This window comes from Bradyrhizobium sp. IAR9, from assembly GCF_013408065.1.
Classification (GTDB): Bacteria; Pseudomonadota; Alphaproteobacteria; order Rhizobiales; family Xanthobacteraceae; genus Bradyrhizobium.
The window spans coordinates 1-17,979 of the sequence record NZ_JACBZW010000007.1; the positions used below are offsets into that span (position 1 = coordinate 1).

Sequence of the window (17,979 nt, forward strand, 5' to 3'; positions counted from 1 at the left end):
GAACTTCTGCATCCGACCCCCTCCGTCTTCCGGGAGTCGTCTTCAGAATCCGTCTTGCCTTCCAATGCAATAGCTAGACAAAACCCATATGCGATTCCCCTGCCGCGTGCGGGGAGAGGCCGGATTGCATCGAAGATGCAATCCGGGTGAGGGGGACTCTCCGCGAGTCAACTCTCACCGTCCCCGCGGAGACTCCCCCTCACCCTGACCCTCTCCCCGCAAGCGGGGAGAGGGGAGAACTCTCACAACTCCCGCGCATTCGAGAACGCGAAGCTCGATACCCGCCGCGTCGTCTCGTCCAAAATCAGCGTGCGCGTGATCGGCGGCTCGGCGCGCTGGGCGCAGTTTTCGCGCTCGCAGAGTCGGCAGTTGACGCCGATCGGAGTGCCCTCGGTCTTCTCCAGGTCGATGCCGGCGGCGTAGGTCAGGCGCGCGGCGTGACGGATTTCGCAGCCGAGGCCGATGGCGAAGCGCGGTTGCGGCAGCGGGTGCGGCGCGACGGGGCGGCGCACCATCTGCGCGATCGAGAAATAGCGCGTGCCGTCGGAGAGCTCGATCACCTGCTTGAGCAGGCGATCGGGCGTGTCGAAGGTCGAGTGCACGTTCCACAGCGGACAGGTGCCGCCGAATTTCGAGAACGGGAAAGTGCCGGACGAGAAGCGCTTGGAGACGTTGCCGGCATTGTCGACGCGCAAGAGGAAGAACGGAATGCCGCGCGCGTTCGGCCGCTGCAGGGTGGTGAGCCGGTGGCAGACCTGCTCGAAGCCGGAATTGAATCGCTGCGCCAGCACGTGGATGTCGTAATTCAGGGCTTCGGCCGCGGCGAGGAACGCGGGGTAGGGCATCATCACGGCCGCTGCAAAGTAGTTGCCGAGCGTGATGCGGAACAGCCGGCGCGGCGCGTCGTCGAGCGGTCCGGCACGGCCGATGATGCTCTCCAGGGCTTGCGCGCATTCGCCGAGGCCAAGCTGGAAGGCGAGCTGGAAGGCGCGGCCGGGCGGATCGACCAGCTCGGAGATCAGCAACTGGCGACGATGGCGATCGAAACGCCGCAGCGTCTCGCGCATCACGTCGACCGGCATGACGCGGGTCTGGATCGAATGCTTCTCACGCAGCCGCGCCGCGAGCGCTGCATAGAGTCCCTCGGCCGGCACGTTCAGCTCATCGCGAAGGGCCTCCGCGGCCTGCTCGAGCTCCGGAAAATAGTTGCGGTTGGCCTCGATCAGCTCGCGGACACGCTCGACCGGATTGGCCTCAAAGCGCGTGCCGACGTCGCGGTCGGCCATCTGCGCCGCCGCCAGCGTCTCGCCCTGGCGCGCCTCGGTATAGGCGGCGTAGAGCCGTTGCAGCGCATGGGTGACGCCGGGGCAGAGCTCGGCGAGGTCGCGCAGCTCCTGCTTGGGAACGTCGATCTGGCGGAACAGCGGATCGGAGAAGATCTCGTTGAGTTCGGCGAAGAAACGGTCCTCGTCGGCGGTGGCGAGGTCGCGCAAATCGAGGTCATAGGTCTCGGCCAACCGGAGCAGGATCTGCGCCGTCACCGGGCGCTGGTTGCGCTCGATCAGGTTGACATAGCTCGGCGAGATCCCGAGCCCCTCGGCAATCTGGGTCTGCGAAAGCCCCAGTTGCTGCCGGATCCTGCGGAACCGCGGGCCGACGAAGAGTTTCTTGCCGGAATTGGCGGGCATTTCTCAGGACTCCGTGCACATTAAGGACAGACTAACTGACCCATAATTTTTACAAGATTTACAAAATAACATCTATTACATGTTCCGATGTTACATGACATCACCAATAAAAAACAAGCCATCTATCCGAAGTTTCTATTTTCGCGTTTAGCTCCTGACACGCATCTCGCAATGCACTGTCAAGAATGTCGATGGCCAGCCATCGCCATCGTCAGCGAAAGGATCAGGCACATGAACTACCAGCCGCGCGGCATCAGCACCCTTCAGGGCCCGGGTTCGTATCAGAACGAGGTCGAGGCGGCCCAGGCGCTCCTCAAGACCCAGCCGACCTGGAACGGGGTGACGGCCGAGGCCGTCGCACGCATGCGCCTGCAGAACCGCTTCAGGACCGGTCTCGACGTCGCCCGCTACACCGCCGCCTTGATGCGGGCCGACATGGCCGCCTATGACAACGACCCCACCAAGTACACCCAGTCGCTCGGCTGCTGGCACGGCTTCATCGCCCAGCAGAAGCTGATCTCGGTCAAGAAGCACTTCGGCGGCAAGACCGATCGCACCTACCTCTATCTCTCGGGTTGGATGATCGCGGCGCTGCGCTCCGAGTTCGGCCCGCTGCCCGACCAGTCGATGCACGAGAAGACTTCGGTGCCGGCGCTGATCGAGGAGCTCTACACCTTCCTGCGCCAGGCCGACTCGCGCGAGCTCAACGACATTTTCCGTCTGCTCGACAAGGCGCGCAAGGAAGGCGACAAGACCCGCGAGAAGGAGCTGATCGAGAAGATCGACAACTTCCAGACCCACGTCGTCCCCGTCATCGCCGACATCGACGCCGGCTTCGGTAACGCCGAGGCGACCTATCTGCTCGCCAAGAAGATGATCGAAGCGGGCGCCTGCGCGCTGCAGATCGAGAACCAGGTCTCGGACGAGAAGCAGTGCGGCCACCAGGACGGCAAGGTCACCGTGCCGCACGAAGTGTTCATCGCGAAGATCCGCGCCTGCCGCCACGCCTTCCTCGAGCTCGGCGTCGAAGACGGCGTCATCGTGACCCGCACCGATTCGCTCGGCGCCGGCCTGACGCAGCAGATCGCCGTCAGCCACAAGCCCGGTGACATCGGCGACCAGTACAACAGCTTCCTGGATTGCGAGGAAATCACCGCGGAGAACGCCCGCAACGGCGACGTCATCATCAACCGCAACGGCAAGATGATGCGTCCGAAGCGGCTGCCCTCGAACCTCTACCAGTTCCGTCCGGGTACCGGCGAAGACCGCTGCGTGCTCGACAGCATCACTTCGCTGCAGAACGGCGCGGACCTGCTCTGGATCGAGACCGAGAAGCCGCATATCGAGCAGATCGCCAAGATGGTCGATCGCATCCGCAAGGTGGTCCCGAACGCGAAGCTCGCCTACAACAACTCGCCGTCCTTCAACTGGACGCTGAACTTCCGTTGGCAGGTCTACGACGCGATGAAGGAAGCCGGCAAGGACGTCAGCAAGTACAACCGTGCCGAGCTGATGAAGCCGGAATACGACGATACGCCGCTGGCGCAGGAAGCCGACGAGCGCATCCGCACCTTCCAGGCGGATTCGGCCAAGCGTGCCGGCATCTTCCATCACCTGATCACGTTGCCGACCTATCACACGGCGGCGCTCTCGACCGACAATCTGGCGAAGGAATATTTCGGCGACCAGGGCATGCTCGGCTACGTCAAGAACGTCCAGCGCGCCGAGATCCGTCAGGGCATCGCCTGCGCCAAGCACCAGAACATGGCCGGCTCCGACATCGGCGACGACCACAAGGAATACTTCGCCGGCGAGGCTGCCCTGAAGGCGGGCGGCGTCCACAACACGATGAACCAGTTCGGCTAACGCAGCGCGCTATTGGACAGGAGACTGACAATGACCAAAGGCAGTAATTTCTGGGTGATCGGCGGCGAGTTCGGTTCGATGAACTTCCACAAGCTCGTGGAAGGCTCGGCCCAGGTGCAGGGTCCGTTCAAGACCCGCAAGGAGGCCGAGGACGCCTGGCGCACGGTCTCGGAAGAGAACCGCCACAAGGCCGGCGTCCGCTTCTCCATCGTGGAAGAGCCGTCGCGCGTCTCGGCCTAAAGGGCCTGGTGCCGACCTGAATTAAGAAGACGTCCAAGGACGGATGGTCCCATCCAGGCTCTGCCTGGGTGGGATCGTCTGTTTTTGGCACAGGTCAATCGCCTGTGGGTGCCGTAAGTATCTGGAATTATGGACCCTTTGCGGGCCTCAAGGTTGCTGATAGGTTAATGGAGGAAAGTCGAGGACGAGGCCGACAATGTCAGAGCCCGAAACCAGCGGGACCCATCCCGGCCAGCCACGCCCGGTGCGGCTGCGCGATGCGCTGCTGCGCGCGCGGATCGAGGCGGCCGACCGGACCGGCGTCGTCGTCGATCTCAGGGACGCCGAGGTGGCGCGGCTCGAGATCCTCAACGACGCGCTCGATCCCCTGTTCGCGCAGGTGCCCGACAGGATCGATCTGTTTGACCGCGGCATCAGCCACGGCGATACGCCCAGACTCTGGATCGATGTCGTCGCCCACATCGTGATGGGGCGCGACAAGCGGATGTACCGCTTCGTCCAGGACACCCGCTTCGGCCGCATCGTGCTCGCCGAATCGCACGACACCGCTGTGATCGTCGAGGCCGTCACCGATTATGTCGCGCGCCGCATGGTCGAGCGCGAGCACGCGATGGTGGTCCCGCCCGAACCGAAGCCCGCAGTGGCGCCGCCGCCGCGCCGCTCGCGCCTGTGGCCGTTCGTGTTCGGCTTCGTGCTCGGCGCCGCCGCCTTGTTCGGCCTCGCCCTGTTGGCGGCCCTGCGGAGCTGGTGAGGTATTCTCCGCCGTCATTCCGGGGCGCGCCAAAGGCGCGAGCCCGGAATCCATTCATCGACCAATTCTTGGGCCCGATGGATTCCGGGCTCGCGCATCGCGCGCCCCGCAATGACATCGAACTAGATCAGCCTCACATGCTTGATCTGCCCCATCTGAAATCCCGCCCCGAGGCTCCGCACCGTCTGCTCGCAGCGCCAGCCGGCATTGTCCTTCTCGATTCTGAAAAGGTTGTAGGCCGCCGCCGGGTAGCGCCCGTGCGCGAGCGCGGAGGCGGAGGGCACGCCGAGCGCGGGAATGTTGCCGTTGGGACCCTCGAACCACATCGTCGAATGAATGTGATCGTGCCCGTGCAGGATCAGCTCGACGCCGTGGCGCTTGAGCAGCGTCAGCAGCGCGGCCGAATCGGTCATCCGCTTCTGTCGCGCATCGGACTTCAGGGGATGATGCACCAGCAGCACACGGAAGACGTCCTCGGCCGCGAGCCGTTCGAGCATTGCTGCAAGCGAGTCGAGCTGATCGCGGCCGAGCGTGCCCGTCGCCATCAGCGGCAGGGTCGGCACTGCCGTGGACAGGCTGATCAGCGCGAGCGGTCCGCGCCGGCGCACGGATGGAAAGCCGATGCCGCCGTCGTCACCGGCGAGATAGGGCGCAAACGTCTCGCCGAAGCGATGCGAGGTGGCGCGGACATAGGCGTCGTGATTGCCGGGAATCGTGGTGACGCGGTCGGGCGGGCCGACGCCTTCGAGCCAGGCGCGGGCAGGAGCGAACTCGGCTTCCAGCGCGAGGTTGACGAGATCGCCCGTCACCGCGATGTGGTCGGGCGCCTGCGCCTTCATGTCGGCGACCAGCGCATCGAGCACCTCGCGGCGCTGGTACTTGTGGCGGTTACGCGTCCAGTTGACGTAGCCGAGCACGCGCTTGCCGGCGAGCTCGATCAGCCGCGGTTTCGGCAAGGGCGCTAGATGCGGATCGGACAGATGGGCGAGCGTGAAGGGGGCCAGCGTGTTGGGAGTCATGGCGTGCGATTGCCTCGCTATTGCTCCGTTGTAATGGCAAGGTCGCGGGGACTGTGCAAGCGGCGCCGGGACAGCGGCCTCAAGGAAGCCTGATGGGAGATCGTCTGGACCGCATTCGACGAAAATTCGAGCCGCTGCTGCGGCGAGTCTTCCACGCCTATTTCCTCATCGTCCGCGGCATGACGCTCGGCGTCCGCGCCGTGGTGCTGGATGCCGAGAATCGGGTGTTTCTGGTCAGGCACAGCTATGTCAGCGGCTGGTACCTGCCCGGCGGCGGCGTCGATCACGGCGAGAGCATGGAGCAGGCAATGCGGCGCGAACTCAAGGAGGAGGGCGATATCGACCTCACCGGCGAGGCCGTGCTGCACGGCATCTTCCTCAACAGCCATGTTTCCCGCCGCGACCACGTCGCGGTCTACGTCGTCAGGCAGTTCAGGCAGGACCGCCAGCCCGAGCCCAACCGCGAGATCGTCGAGTGCGGGTTCTTCGCACTCACGGCGCTGCCCGACGGCACCACGCGAGGGACGCGGCTGCGGATCGCGGAAGTGCTGGACGGCCGGCCAATGATTGCGACGTGGCGCTGAGGTCGGCCTGTGCTGATGCATCAGGAGATGTCGTTGAACGAATGCAAGCCGAGGGTTTCGGAACACCTCCCCTCGACCTCGAAAAGGAGCTGAGCGCGGTCGCTGCCCGATGGACCGCGCTGCGTTCAGGTGCTATCCCGCGAATTGACATGACCGATCTCTCACTGACCATCCTCCCTGAAGCCGCCGGCGATGCCCAGTCGATCGAGCGGCTGCACGAACGTACCTTCGGTCCCGGCCGCTTCGTGCTCAGCGCCTACCGGATCCGCGAGCACGTCGACCATCTGCTCGAATTGTCCTTCACCGCGCGCATCGGCACGCTGCTGGTCGGCTCGGTCAGGCAATTGCCGGTGCTGGTCGGCGAGACGCCGGCGCTGTTGCTCGGCCCGCTGACGGTCGAGCCGCCGTTCCGCGGCCGCGGTGTCGGCCGTCTGCTGATGGAGCGCGCGCTAAAGGACGCGAAGGCGAAAGGTCACCGCCTGGTGCTGCTGGTCGGCGACGAGCCCTATTACAGCCGTGTCGGCTTCAAGCCGGTCCCGAAGGGCCGCGTTACCATGCCGGGTCCCGTCGACGCCGCCCGCATCCTGGTGTTCGAGCTCGTCGATGGCGCCTTCGAAGGCGTGTCGGGCCCGGTCGGCCCGGACTGGAGCAAGGCGCGGGCAGGGTAGGGCGTCAGGTTCGTAGCCTGTAGCCCGGATGAGCGAAGCGATATCCGGGAAACCTGTCGATGCAGATGCACCGCCCCCGGATGTCGCTTCGCTCATCCGGGCTACGAGGCTCATACGGAGTATCGCCAATGCAGGTGCGTCCAGCTGATTCCACGGAGATCGACCACCTCGCGCAGCTGTGGCACGATGCCTGGCACGGGTCGCATGCGCATCTTGCGCCGCCCGAACTGGTCCGCCTCCGCACGCTGGCGAGCTTTCGCGATCGCCTCGCGGTCATGCTTGTCGATATCTGCGTCGTCGGCCCCTCCGGTGCGCCGCTCGGCTTGTGCGCCCTCAAGAGCGACGAACTGTACCAGCTCTTCGTGTCGCCAACCGCCCACGGGACAGGCGTGGCTGCGGCGCTGATCGCCGATGCGGAAGCACGGCTCGCCGCGCGTGGTGTGGAGCTGGCGTGGCTCGCCTGCGCGGTCGGCAACATGCGTGCCGCCCGGTTCTACGAGAAGAGCGGCTGGCGCAACGCCGGCACCTTCGTGATGATGTCAGAAACCTCGAAGGGGCCTTTCCCTGTGGATCAGTGGCGCTTCGAGAAACGGCTGACGCGTAGTTCGTAGCCCGGATGGAACGCAGCGCAATCCGGGAAACCTCTCGCTACAGATGCACCGCCCCGGATTTCGCTGCGCTCCATCCGGGCTACGATGCTGTCAATGACGGGCGCGGCCGCGCCTGACACTCCGTCGTTGCCGGGGCCCGCGGGCCCCGGCTTGATCACCGTCAGAACTTGAAGTTCGCGAACGCACGCACGCCGATGCCGGGCATCAACACCTCGTCCTTGGTGTAGGACACGGAGTTGCGGATGTTCTCGTTGAGGAGATTGTTGCCGACGATGCCGGCCATCATCTCGCGCGCACCGAACCAGTTGCGATCGAGCTTGGTCTTGTAGCTCACCTCGGCCTTCAACAGATTGTACCCCGCCGTCGGCGTCTCCGCGATCACGGCGATGTTGTTCTGCGCGAAGGCGTGCAGCAGGTTGACGCGCATCAGCCAGTTGTCGTCGCGCCAGAACACGCCGCCGCCCATCCGCACCGGCGGAATGCGCGGCACGTTGGTGCCGTCGCTGAAGGTGGCGCGGACCACGTCGAGCTGGTTCTCGATGCCCCAGATGCCGCCCTGGAACGCGCCGACGTCGAGCTGCGACTGGAATTCACCGCCGCGGAAATTGGCATTGCGCTGCGAATACACCGCCTGGTTCAGCTCGGCGCCCGGCGTGCCGCAGGAGGCAAAATCGTCATCGCAGGACACGCCGGTGAGGCGGCGATAGATGAAATTGTCGAAATGCGTGTAGTAGACGGTCGCTTCGAAGCGGAACGGCCCCGTCGCCTTGCGCACGCCGAGCTCGACCGATTTGGCGGTCTCGATGGTGAGGTTGGGATTGCCGATGTCGAACGTCGCAGTCGCGTCATGGCCGCCGCGTGAAAACAGCTCGGCCGCCTTCGGCGCGCGCTCGACATATTGCGCGGTGATGCTGCCGACCATGCCGCCCGGCAGATCCTGCAGCAGGCCGATGCTGCCGCTCTTGGGCGTGAAGGACGGATTGCGCGCGATCGCCGCCTGCGGCGTGCCGTCGGGCAAATAGTCGGCCGGGAAGTCCGGCGTCGTGCCGTGCAGCTCGACATGCTCGATGCGGCCGGCGATCTGCGCCCGCGTCGCCTCCGTGAACTTGAACTCGTTGAAGGCGTAACCGGCAACGCGCGTGCTGTTGTTGGGATCCCACAGCCCGTTGAACAGCGTGCCGGGATTGTCCGGGCTCGGCGCGCTCAATTCCTGATGCCCGACCTGAAAGCCCAGCGCCGTCGTCACCTCGGCAAAGCGCACGTTGAACGGCATCAGCTGCACCTCGGTGCGGATTTCCTGCTCCTTGTTGGTGAAGGTCTGCCTGATGCCGTCGCTGTTGAGGTCGGCGGGATCGGCAAGGCCGATCTCGTTGTGGCGGTAGTCGGTCGCGCCGGCCCAGAAGCGGACGGCGTCGATCGCGGCGGCGTCGGGATGATACTCGCCCTTGACGTTGATCTTGGTCTGATGGCCGTCGATCCGCGTGCGGTGGTCGGCGCCGTCGATGCCGGGGATGTGGTAGAGCGAGTCGTTCTGCGTGATCGATGCGCCGATATAGCCGCCCTGGAAGAAATACGACCCGCCGATCGAGGCGCCGTCCGAGCGCGTCGCCGAGTTCGGCTGGCGGCCGTTCACGGGGCGCGACTGATCGTTCAGATAGGGATAGCTCGGGATGGAATAGTCCGAGGTCGTGCGGCCATAGGCGTCGGCGTGGAACGCGAAATTGCCGCCGCCGGTGTCGAGCAGCACGCCGCTTTCGACGCCGCGATCGACCGAAGAGAACGCGGTGCGGGTCTCGGCAGTGACGCAAGGCGAGGTCGCGGCGGTCGCGAGCGGCGCCTTGGTCGGCAGGCCGTAAGCCTGGAATGACGGCGCGCAGTTCGGCACCGCATCCGGAATCCGGTTGTTGGTGGCACTGACGACGCCGCCGATCGAGGTCGAGCCGTAGCGCAGCGCGGCGGGCCCGCGCACCACTTCGATCTGGTTGGTCGCGAGCGGATCGATCGGGACGAAATGATCCTCGCCGAGATCGGACGCGCCGCTCGAATTGGTGCCGTTCTCGACGATGCCGACGCGGTTGACGTCGAGACCCCGGATGATCGGCCGGCTGGATGCGCCGGGCGCGAAGCTCGAGCCGGTGATGCCCGGCTTGGAGAACAGGAGATCGCCGAGCTGGCCGCCGCCCTCGCGGCGGATCTCCTCGTTCGGCACCACCGTGACCGTCGCGAACTGGTTGGTCACAATAGGCAGCACGCCCTGCTGAGGCGCGGCGGGCACGGCGGCCGCCGGCTCTGCTTCCGCCGCTTGTTGGCGGCTGCGCACTCGCGCGGTCCGCGTGCCGCGGCCCGGATTGCGCGACGGCACCACCGCTCTGCGCACGATGGGGCTAGGCGCCGTCACGGTGACGGCGGGGATCTCGGTCGACGATTTGTCTTGCGCAGGCGTTTGGGCGAAAGCAGGCGTGGCGGCAGCGCCGAGCAGGAGCAGGCTTGCTCTGCCAAGACGCTGCGCGCGTCGCAATTTGAATGACATGGTCCTGATTCCATTCAGGCGCCGTCCGCGTGATGATCTTTTGATCGGGAGGCGGCCTGCCGTCGCGGCGCGACGGAATTCGACTTCAACTTCTCCCGGGTATTTGCCGATGCGCGGCGAGCCCGGGCGTGATCAAGCGATGTTGAGAGTCAGGACGCGGGAGGGGCGCGCGGCTGGAACGCCGTGCCGGCCGATTTCAGATGGAGAAATTCGGCATCAGTGGTGCGGTGGAGCAGCTCGATCGCCTGCGGCAGCAGCAGCACGGGCGGCGTTGCCGATATGACGGTGCCCGCCATCGCGACGACGGCGCAGATCGCGCAATTGTCCTCGCCCTGATGCTCGCGGTCGGGAGCGGCGGGCGATTGCTTCTGGACCGCGGCGCGGTCGATGGCAGCACCTTTGGCGCTGTCGGTCTGCTGGAGCGAGGCCTGGGCAAGCGGCGCGGCCTGCGCGAACCAGTGGCTGTGCCCGAACGTCAGCGCGAACTGCACCAGCATCGCGAACAACGCGAGCCGGGCGCCGTGCCTGATATTCGACCGGAACCACTTCATCTGGAAAAGCCACCCCACGTCGCGGCACATCAATTCCCTGACGTCGCGACGTTACAATGTAACATCGCGCGACAGGTCGGCGGATGTCAACGGCGCGGCAGGCCTGTCTGTGCAGGCAGCCGGCCCGATGTGTCGTTCGGGCAACTAGGCACGATGGATTCAAGTCCAGTTCAGCGGAGAGCGTTGCTCTCTCCGTTCCCTCCCCCTTGTGGGGGAGGGGCAGGGAGGGGGGTGCCACACGGGGACTCTTACCGTCGCGCACAGGCCCGATGCATCGTCAACTACCGGCCCCTTTTCCTGGGCTACCCCCCTCGCTAGCCCTCCCCCACAAGGGAGGAGGGAACGCACCGCCGTCGCGGCGCTACGCGAGTCTCGTCCAATCAAGCTTCGGGCAACTACCGCCCCTCGCGGACCCAGGTCGCAGCAAACGCGCCGAGCAGCAGCAGCAGGCCAATCAACCCGGCAAAGATCGGCAGCACGCCGACACCCTTGACGACGCTGGCATCGCGCATCCGCACCCCCATCCAGCCGTCGCCGGCGAAGACGCTGGCCGAGCGCACCGGCAGGATGCGCGGCAGCTCGACGTCGGCGCCGCTGGCCACGCGCACGGCGTTGCCGCCGGTCGCCTGCGTCAGCGGCTTCAATGTCTCGACGGTGGAGGTGACCTCCGAAAACTCCTTCGGATTGGTCGGGCCGACATTGATCAGCGCCTTCAGCGTGCCGTCGGTGGCCTGCCACAGGCCGAGCTCGCTCGCGGGAAGGCTGGCGCGCCACTCGCCGGGATCGCCGGGGCTCAGCGTCAGATCCTGCGACGCGCCGGACGGCGAGGTCACGCTCACCGGCTGGACGCTGTCGGCCATGGTCTGACGTACCACGACGAGGTTCTTGCCCTGCACCTGCAGACGCAGCGCCTCCTCGTCGAGGTCCGGCTGCTTCATCAGCCAGTGCGACATCCGCCTGAGCAGGTCCAGATGCGGGCCGCCGCCCTCATAGCCGCGCGCCCACAGCCAGATGTGGTCGGAGAGCAGAAGCGCGACGCGGCCCTCGCCGAAGCGCGACAGGAACAGAAGCGGCTTGCCGTCGGCTCCCGTCATCACCGGCGGGTTGACGGAATTGCGGGTGTCGACGGTCCTGAAGAAACGGCTCCAGCGCGGCGGCTCGCTGGCGGAGCCCTCCAGGGCGCGCGTGACGGGGTGGCGCTTGCCGATGTCGGACAGGTGCGCATAGAACGGCTTTTCCGTCACGCCCACGGGCTCTGCCGGCAGCACCGAATCCAGCGGCGTGCGCCAGATGCTGGTGTTGGAGGCGTAGTCGGGGCCGGCCGAGACCAGCACCGCGCCGCCGCCGCGCACATAGCGCGCGATGTTGTCGAAATAGGCGATCGGCAGCACGCCCTGGCGGGCGTAGCGATCGAAGATGATCAGCTGGAATTCGTTGATCTTCTGCTGGAACAGCTCGCGGGTCGGAAACGCGATCAGCGACAATTCGTTGATCGGCGTGCCGTCCTGCTTCTCCGGCGGACGCAGAATGGTGAAATGGACGAGATCGACGCTGGCGTCGGACTTGAGCAGATTGCGCCAGGTGCGCTCGCCCGAATGCGGCTCGCCAGAGACCAGCAGCACGCGCAGCTTGTCGCGCACGCCGTCAATGGCGACGACGGCGCGGTTGTTCACCGGCGTCAGCTCTCTCTCGAGCGGCGAGGCCTCGATCTCGACGATGTTAGGGCCGGCATGCTTGATGTCGACGTCGACGCTCGCGGCCTGGCCGCTCGAGAGCGTGCGCTCGTTGATGACCTCGCCGTCCCTGCGGATCGTGACCTTGGCGCGCTCGCCGGAGACGCCCTGGTCGTCGAGGCGATAGCTGATGGTCTGGGTCTGGCCGACGATGCCGAAGCGCGGCGCCGCCGTGATCGCGATGCGGCGGTCGCGCTCGTCCTTCTGGCCGGTGATCAGCGCATGCACGGGCGCCTGGAAGCCGAGCGCCGTGGCGCTGGCCGGAATGTCGTGGACGCGGCCGTCGGTGATCAGGAACGCGCCGGCGACACGGTCGACCGGCACGTCCGACAAGGCCGAGGCGAGGGCGCCGAACAGCTTGGTGCCGTCGGTCTCGCCGTCGGCCTGTCCGGCTTCGACGACACGGACCTCCAGCCCCTTGACCTTCTTCAGGCCGTCGACCAGCGCCTCCTGCGCTTGCGCAGCCTCGCGATTGCGGTTGCCGAAATTCTGGCTCGGGCTCTTGTCGACGACGACGGCCGCGACCGAGGTGAGGGGATCGCGGTCCTCGCGGGTGAAGGAGGGATTGGCGAGCGCCAGCAGGAACAGCGCCAGCGCGGCCACGCGCACGGCGGCGCCGCGCGCGCGCGCAACCAGCAGCAGAAGCGCGATGACGACGATCGCGGCGAGCGCGAGCCACAGCACGATCGCGGGAACAAGCGGCGTGAATGCGATGCCGTAATTCATATCGGTCCTATTGCCCCAGCCGTTCGATCAGGGCCGGTGCGTGCACCTGGTCGGCCTTGTAATTGCCGGTCAGCGTGTACATCACGATGTTGGCGCCGGCGCGGTAGGCGAATTCGCGCTGGCGGGTGTCGCCGCCGGTCACCGGCAGCATGGCCTGGCCGTCGGGCCGCACCGCCCAGGCGCCGGCAAGATCGTTCGAGGTGATGATGATCGGCGATACGCCGTCACCGCCGCGCGCCGGCCGCTGCGCGCTGTCCTCGTCCTCGTCGCGCGGCAGGGTCTCGACCCAGGTCTGGCCGGTGACGAATCGACCGGGGAAGTCGCGCAGCAGGTAGAAGGTCTTGGTCAGCACGTGCTCGCGCGGCACCGGCTCGAGCTCGGGCACGTCGAGCGAGGACAGGATCTCGCGCAGCGTCTGCATGCCCGGGGTCTGCGCCGCGCCGTTGGCGCCGGGCGGGGCTTCGATCGCGTCGCGGGTGTCGAACAGCACGGTGCCGCCCTGCTTCATGTAGGCGTCGATCTTGTTGATGGCGTCCTGCGGCGGCTTCGGCGCGCCCGGCACGATCGGCCAGTAGATCAGCGGGAAGAAGGCGAGCTCGTCGCGCGCGGGGTCGATGCCGACGGGATCGCCGGCCTCGAGCGCGGTGCGCTGCGCCAGGAACAGCGTCAGTCCGTTCATCCCCGCTTTTACGATGGAATCGACGTCGGCATTGCCCGTCACGACATAGGCGAGGCGGGTCTGCGACGTCGCCTTCATCGCGAAATCGTCCGCGGCGCTGTCGGCGCGTGACGGCGCGGGCGAGAGCGAGGCGAACAGCAGGCCAAGCACGATCATCGCGGGCGCGGCGCGGCGGCGCAGCAGCGCGGCGATCCCGCCGCCGAGCACCGCGACGATGATGGCATCGACCAGGAACAGCGCGAGCGCGGTCGACAGCAGCCAGCCGCGCAGGTCCCGCGGCTCGGCATTGGTGTAGGTGGCATGCCGGGCGCGCAGGCTCGCGGTGTTCAGCGCGGCGATGCGGTCGGCGCTGGCAAGCGTGTTCACGGCGAGCGGTCCTTCGGCCGGACCATAGAAGCCCGGCGGATGATCGGATGTGGCCCGGTCGCGGTAATCTGCGGGCAACGGCTTTGCGGTGGCCGGCGGCGGCCCGAAGGCGCCGAAGCCGTCGAGGATGTGCAGCGGCGCCACCGTCTCGGTGGTCGCTTCGCCGGCAACGCCTGCGCCGGGCTTGGACGTGTAGCCGGACATGTCGACGACCCGCCGCAGCATTTCGACGAAGGTGCCCGACATCGGCAGATCCGACCAGCGCATGTCGGCGCTGACGTGGAACAGGCTGACGAGGCCCTTGCCGCGATGCTCGCCGGTGACCAGCGGCGTGCCGTCTTCCAGCGAGGCCCAGCTCTTGGTGGCGAGCACCGCATCGGGCTCGGCCAGCACCTGGCGGCTCACGGTGACGTCCTTGGGGACGGCGACGCCGGCAAACGGGCCGTCGGCCGCGAAGGTCGCAAGATGCTGCGGCTTCTCCCAGGTCAGGCTGCCGCCGAGCGTGCGGCCACCCTTACGCAGCTTGACCGGCACGAGATCGTCCTCAGCCTGCGCCAGCCGGGGACCGGCGAAGCGCACCAGCACGCCGCCCTGGTCGACCCAGGCATTGAGGCGCTCGCGCAGCTCCGGCGCGATGGTGCCGACATCGGCGAGGATGATCATCGGCAGCTTCTGGTCCAGGAATTGTGTGATGCCCTGCTGCGGCGAACCCTTGTCGGCGAGCCTGACGTCGGCGAACGGCGCCAGCGCGCGGGTGAGATAGAAGGTCGGCGCCAGCAGCGGCTGCGCGGTCTCGCTGGTCGCACCCGAGACGATGCCGATGGCACGGCGGCGCCAGCGCTTGTCGAGCAGCTGCACCGCGCCGGCGGAGCGCTCGCCCGATATCTCGAGCCGCGTGATGTCGTTGCGCAGCTCGACCGGCAGATCGAACGCGGCGTCGGTCTCCTTGTCCTGCGGACCGAACGCATAGCGGGCTTCTCCGATCGGCGAGGCCTTCTGGTCCAGCGCGCGCACGGTGCCCATGGCGATGCCGCTGTCGGTGCGCAGCACCTTCACCGTCATTTTCGCTGCGGCGTTCTCGGCCGCGACCAGCGCCAGCGGCGAGGAGGTACCGCCTTCGAACACGGTCAGGCTGCGATCTCCGATGGTCTTGCCGAGGCCAGCCACGAAGTCCTCGCCGCGGCCGGTATCGACGCCGTCGGACAGCCAGGCGATCTCGCAGTCGCCGGTGGCCTTCAGGAAGCGGTCGACCGCAGTCAGCGTCTCGACGCGGTCGATCGAATAGGGCTTTGGCGCGAGCTGCCGCAGCGCGACGCGCGCGGCGCCCGCCGGCATCAGGGTGATGTCGCGGTTCGGCTCGGACAGCGGCACGAGCGCGATGGCGCGACGGTCCTTGTCGGCATTGGCGATCAGCTCGTCGGCGGCCCTGATCCTGATGTCCCAGTGCGACGCCGCGCTCCAGCCGTCGTCGAGCATGATCATCAGCGGCGCCTTGCTGTCGGCTGCGCCTGATTGCGGATTCCAGATCGGGCCGGCGGCCGCGAAAATGACGAGAGCCGCAGCGAGGAGACGCAACGCGGTCAGCCACCAAGGCGTCCGCGAGGGCGTCTCCTCCCGCGGGGCGATGTCGAACAGCAGGCGCGTCGGCGGAAACTCGATGCGGCGCGGCCGCGGCGGCATCACGCGCAAGAGCCACCACAGCACGGGCAGGCTGACGAGGCCGATCAGAAGCAGCGGTTCGGTGAAGGCGAGCGGCAATCCCATCATGCGGCCGGCCCCGCCTTGATTGTCGTGGTGCGGGCGCCTGATTTGCTCACCTGCATGCCGGCATGCAGGAACAGCAGCAGCTCGGCGGCGGAACGGTCGGTGGCGTGCGTGGTGAACAGCCAGTCCAGCTTGTTGGTTTCGGCGCGGATCTGGTCGCGGTGCAGCGCGAGCCGCGCGGTGTAATCCTGCGCCCAGCTCTCGGCACGGCCGGCGGTGATCACGCCGAAGCCCTCGGGCTCGACGAACTCGACGCGGCCGGAATAGGGGAACGACTCCTCGGCGGGATCGACGACCTGCACCAGGGTGCCATGCGCGCCCGAGCCTGAGAGGCCTGCGAGCGTCGTCTTGATCTCCGTGATCGGCGACCAGAAATCGGACAGCACGATGATCTCGGCCAGCGCTGCCGGCACGAAGGACGGCGGCAGGCTGAGGCGGTCGGCATCGTCATGCAGCATCGCCTGCGCCATCTTGTCGATCACGCTGCGGCTCGCGGTCGGCGCCATCAGGCCGGGAATGCCGACGCGCTCGCCGCCGGACACCAGCAGCTCGGCCAGCGCGAAGGCGACGATCAGCGTGCGCTCGAGCTTGGACTCCCGCGCGGCCTTGGAGGCGAACGCCATCGACGGCGAGCGGTCGGGCCAGATCCACACCGTATGCGAGGCTTCCCATTCGAGCTCGCGGACATAGAGATGGTCGTCGCGCGCCGAGCGGCGCCAGTCGACGTTCTGCGCCGGCTCGCCGGAAACGAAGCGGCGGTATTGCCAGAAATTCTCGCCGGAGCCGGCGCGGCGGCGGCCGTGAAGGCCGTGGATGACGTTGGCAGCGATGCGGCGGGCTTCGAGCACCAGGCGCGGCAAGGAAGCAGCGAGCGTGCGGCTTTCGCCATCGGCACGTCGGATCGCAATGATCTCCTTCGCTGTGTGCCCGTTCTCCGCTGCCATCAACCGATCCGTGTCTTCAATTGCCGGATCACGTCCGGAATCGTGCGGCCTTCGGCGCGCGCCTGGAACGTCAGCGCCATGCGGTGCTTCAGCACGGGCTCGGCGAGGTCGAGCACGTCGTCGACCGAGGGCGCCAGCCGTCCGTCGATCAGCGCACGCGCACGCACCGCCAGCATCAGCGATTGGCTGGCGCGCGGGCCGGGGCCCCAGGCGATGAACTTGCCGGCTTCGCCGGCGTCGGGACCGGGACGGGCCGAGCGCACCAGCGACAGGATCGCCTCCACCACGGAATCGCCGACCGGCAGGCGCCGGATCAGCCGCTGCGCCGTGATCAGCGCGTCGGCGGTCATCGAACCCCTCGCCAGCGTTTCCTCGGCGCCGGTGGTTTCGAACAGGATACGGCGTTCGGCGTCGCGATCGGGATAGTCGACGTCGATCTCCATCAGGAAGCGGTCGAGCTGCGCTTCGGGCAGCGGATAGGTGCCTTCCTGCTCCAGCGGGTTCTGCGTCGCGAGCACGTGGAACGGCTTCGGCAGATCGTGGCGCGCGCCGGCCACGGTGATGTGCTGCTCCTGCATCGCCTGCAGCAGCGCCGATTGCGTGCGCGGGCTGGCGCGGTTGATCTCGTCGGCCATCAACAGTTGCGCGAACACCGGACCTGCGATGAAGCGGAAGGCGCGCCTTCCCGCGGTGCTCTCATCCAGCACCTCGGCGCCGAGAATGTCCGACGGCATCAGGTCCGGCGTGAACTGGATGCGCTTGGCATCGAGGCCGAGCGTCACGCCGAGCGTCTCGACCAGCTTGGTCTTGGCAAGGCCGGGCACGCCGATCAGCAGTGCGTGGCCGCCGGAGAGGATGGTGACCAGCGTGTTCTCGATCACGCGATCCTGGCCGAAGATGACGGACGCGATCGCATCCTTCGCCGCGCGAATCTGGCTCGACACCTGCTCGGCCGAACGAACGATCCCGTCCTCGAGTTTCTCGACACTCTCCGCCATTCGTTTAGCTCCTTCAGCGCGCCATGCGGCTTGCGTCGCGATGTCATCGCATCACGCCAGGCCATCACGCTAGATCATGGGCCTATGCTAGACTTGCAGGAAGGCCATGTATTCGTTGAATTAACCTATCCCCACCTTATCGGCTTCGGGTTATGTACGGCATCACGAAGTGGCGACCTCCCCCACCGGACTAATCCGGGGTGGAACCGTGCACCCGAGTACAACGTAGACCTGCACCAATCGTGCCAAGGACAAAGTCAG

Annotated in this window: 14 protein-coding genes; 6 read left to right on the forward strand and 8 right to left on the reverse strand. The window is 66.8% G+C overall.

Annotation, left to right across the window (positions count from 1 at the left end; all coding sequences use genetic code 11):
* Positions 1 to 242: 242 nt before the first annotated feature.
* Positions 243 to 1,688, reverse strand: a complete 1,446-nt coding sequence (locus GGD67_RS19395) for a short-chain fatty acyl-CoA regulator family protein (RefSeq protein ID WP_018323280.1) — start codon at positions 1,686 to 1,688, stop codon at positions 243 to 245.
* Positions 1,689 to 1,919: 231 nt separating this feature from the next.
* Here GGD67_RS19395 and GGD67_RS19400 point away from each other — a divergent pair, with 231 nt between their 5' ends.
* The 3 genes from GGD67_RS19400 to GGD67_RS19410 all read left to right on the forward strand — a co-directional run bounded on the left by GGD67_RS19400 (position 1,920) and on the right by GGD67_RS19410 (position 4,545).
* On the forward strand, positions 1,920 to 3,554 hold the full coding sequence (locus tag GGD67_RS19400) for an isocitrate lyase (RefSeq protein WP_026202905.1): 1,635 nt from the start codon (positions 1,920 to 1,922) through the stop codon (positions 3,552 to 3,554).
* 30 nt (positions 3,555 to 3,584) lie between these two features.
* On the forward strand, positions 3,585 to 3,794 hold the full coding sequence (locus GGD67_RS19405; protein ID WP_018323282.1) for a hypothetical protein: 210 nt from the start codon (positions 3,585 to 3,587) through the stop codon (positions 3,792 to 3,794).
* 196 nt (positions 3,795 to 3,990) lie between these two features.
* Positions 3,991 to 4,545 (forward strand): hypothetical protein, encoded by a 555-nt coding sequence (locus GGD67_RS19410; protein ID WP_179735114.1) that lies wholly within the window; start codon positions 3,991 to 3,993, stop codon positions 4,543 to 4,545.
* Positions 4,546 to 4,667: 122 nt separating this feature from the next.
* Here the strand turns inward: GGD67_RS19410 and GGD67_RS19415 are convergent, their stop codons facing one another.
* Positions 4,668 to 5,549, reverse strand: coding sequence for a metallophosphoesterase family protein (locus GGD67_RS19415; protein WP_092261623.1), 882 nt, complete (start codon positions 5,547 to 5,549; stop codon positions 4,668 to 4,670).
* Between the two features lie 107 nt (positions 5,550 to 5,656).
* Between GGD67_RS19415 and GGD67_RS19420 the strand changes: the two genes are divergently transcribed.
* From GGD67_RS19420 to GGD67_RS19430, 3 genes are all read left to right on the forward strand, one after another.
* Positions 5,657 to 6,148, forward strand: a complete 492-nt coding sequence (locus GGD67_RS19420) for an NUDIX domain-containing protein (RefSeq protein WP_092261555.1) — start codon at positions 5,657 to 5,659, stop codon at positions 6,146 to 6,148.
* 149 nt (positions 6,149 to 6,297) lie between these two features.
* The gene (locus GGD67_RS19425; RefSeq protein WP_018323286.1) at positions 6,298 to 6,816 is read left to right on the forward strand and encodes a GNAT family N-acetyltransferase; all 519 of its coding nucleotides are present in this window, start codon (positions 6,298 to 6,300) and stop codon (positions 6,814 to 6,816) included.
* 128 nt (positions 6,817 to 6,944) lie between these two features.
* Positions 6,945 to 7,427: a GNAT family N-acetyltransferase gene (locus tag GGD67_RS19430; protein WP_179735116.1), complete on the forward strand. Its 483-nt coding sequence runs from the start codon at positions 6,945 to 6,947 to the stop codon at positions 7,425 to 7,427.
* 160 nt (positions 7,428 to 7,587) lie between these two features.
* On the opposite strand, the gene GGD67_RS19435 is transcribed toward GGD67_RS19430, so the two are convergent.
* The 6 genes from GGD67_RS19435 to GGD67_RS19460 all read right to left on the reverse strand — a co-directional run bounded on the left by GGD67_RS19435 (position 7,588) and on the right by GGD67_RS19460 (position 17,718).
* Positions 7,588 to 9,957: a TonB-dependent receptor gene (locus GGD67_RS19435; protein WP_179735119.1), complete on the reverse strand. Its 2,370-nt coding sequence runs from the start codon at positions 9,955 to 9,957 to the stop codon at positions 7,588 to 7,590.
* A 149-nt stretch (positions 9,958 to 10,106) separates the two neighbouring features.
* Complete coding sequence (locus tag GGD67_RS19440) at positions 10,107 to 10,508, reverse strand: DUF2946 family protein (RefSeq protein ID WP_179735120.1); 402 nt, start codon at positions 10,506 to 10,508, stop codon at positions 10,107 to 10,109.
* Positions 10,509 to 10,903: 395 nt separating this feature from the next.
* Positions 10,904 to 12,967, reverse strand: coding sequence for a membrane protein (locus tag GGD67_RS19445; RefSeq protein WP_018323290.1), 2,064 nt, complete (start codon positions 12,965 to 12,967; stop codon positions 10,904 to 10,906).
* Between the two features lie 7 nt (positions 12,968 to 12,974).
* Positions 12,975 to 15,779, reverse strand: a complete 2,805-nt coding sequence (locus tag GGD67_RS19450; protein WP_179735122.1) for a DUF4159 domain-containing protein — start codon at positions 15,777 to 15,779, stop codon at positions 12,975 to 12,977.
* Complete coding sequence (locus GGD67_RS19455) at positions 15,776 to 16,720, reverse strand: DUF58 domain-containing protein (RefSeq protein ID WP_179735124.1); 945 nt, start codon at positions 16,718 to 16,720, stop codon at positions 15,776 to 15,778. The genes GGD67_RS19450 and GGD67_RS19455 overlap by 4 nt, the downstream gene beginning before the upstream one ends.
* Positions 16,720 to 17,718 carry a MoxR family ATPase gene (locus GGD67_RS19460; RefSeq protein WP_018323293.1) on the reverse strand — a complete coding sequence of 333 codons (999 nt, stop codon included), beginning with the start codon at positions 17,716 to 17,718 and terminating at the stop codon, positions 16,720 to 16,722. Before GGD67_RS19460 ends, GGD67_RS19455 begins: the two co-directional genes overlap by 1 nt.
* Positions 17,719 to 17,979 lie beyond the last annotated feature (261 nt).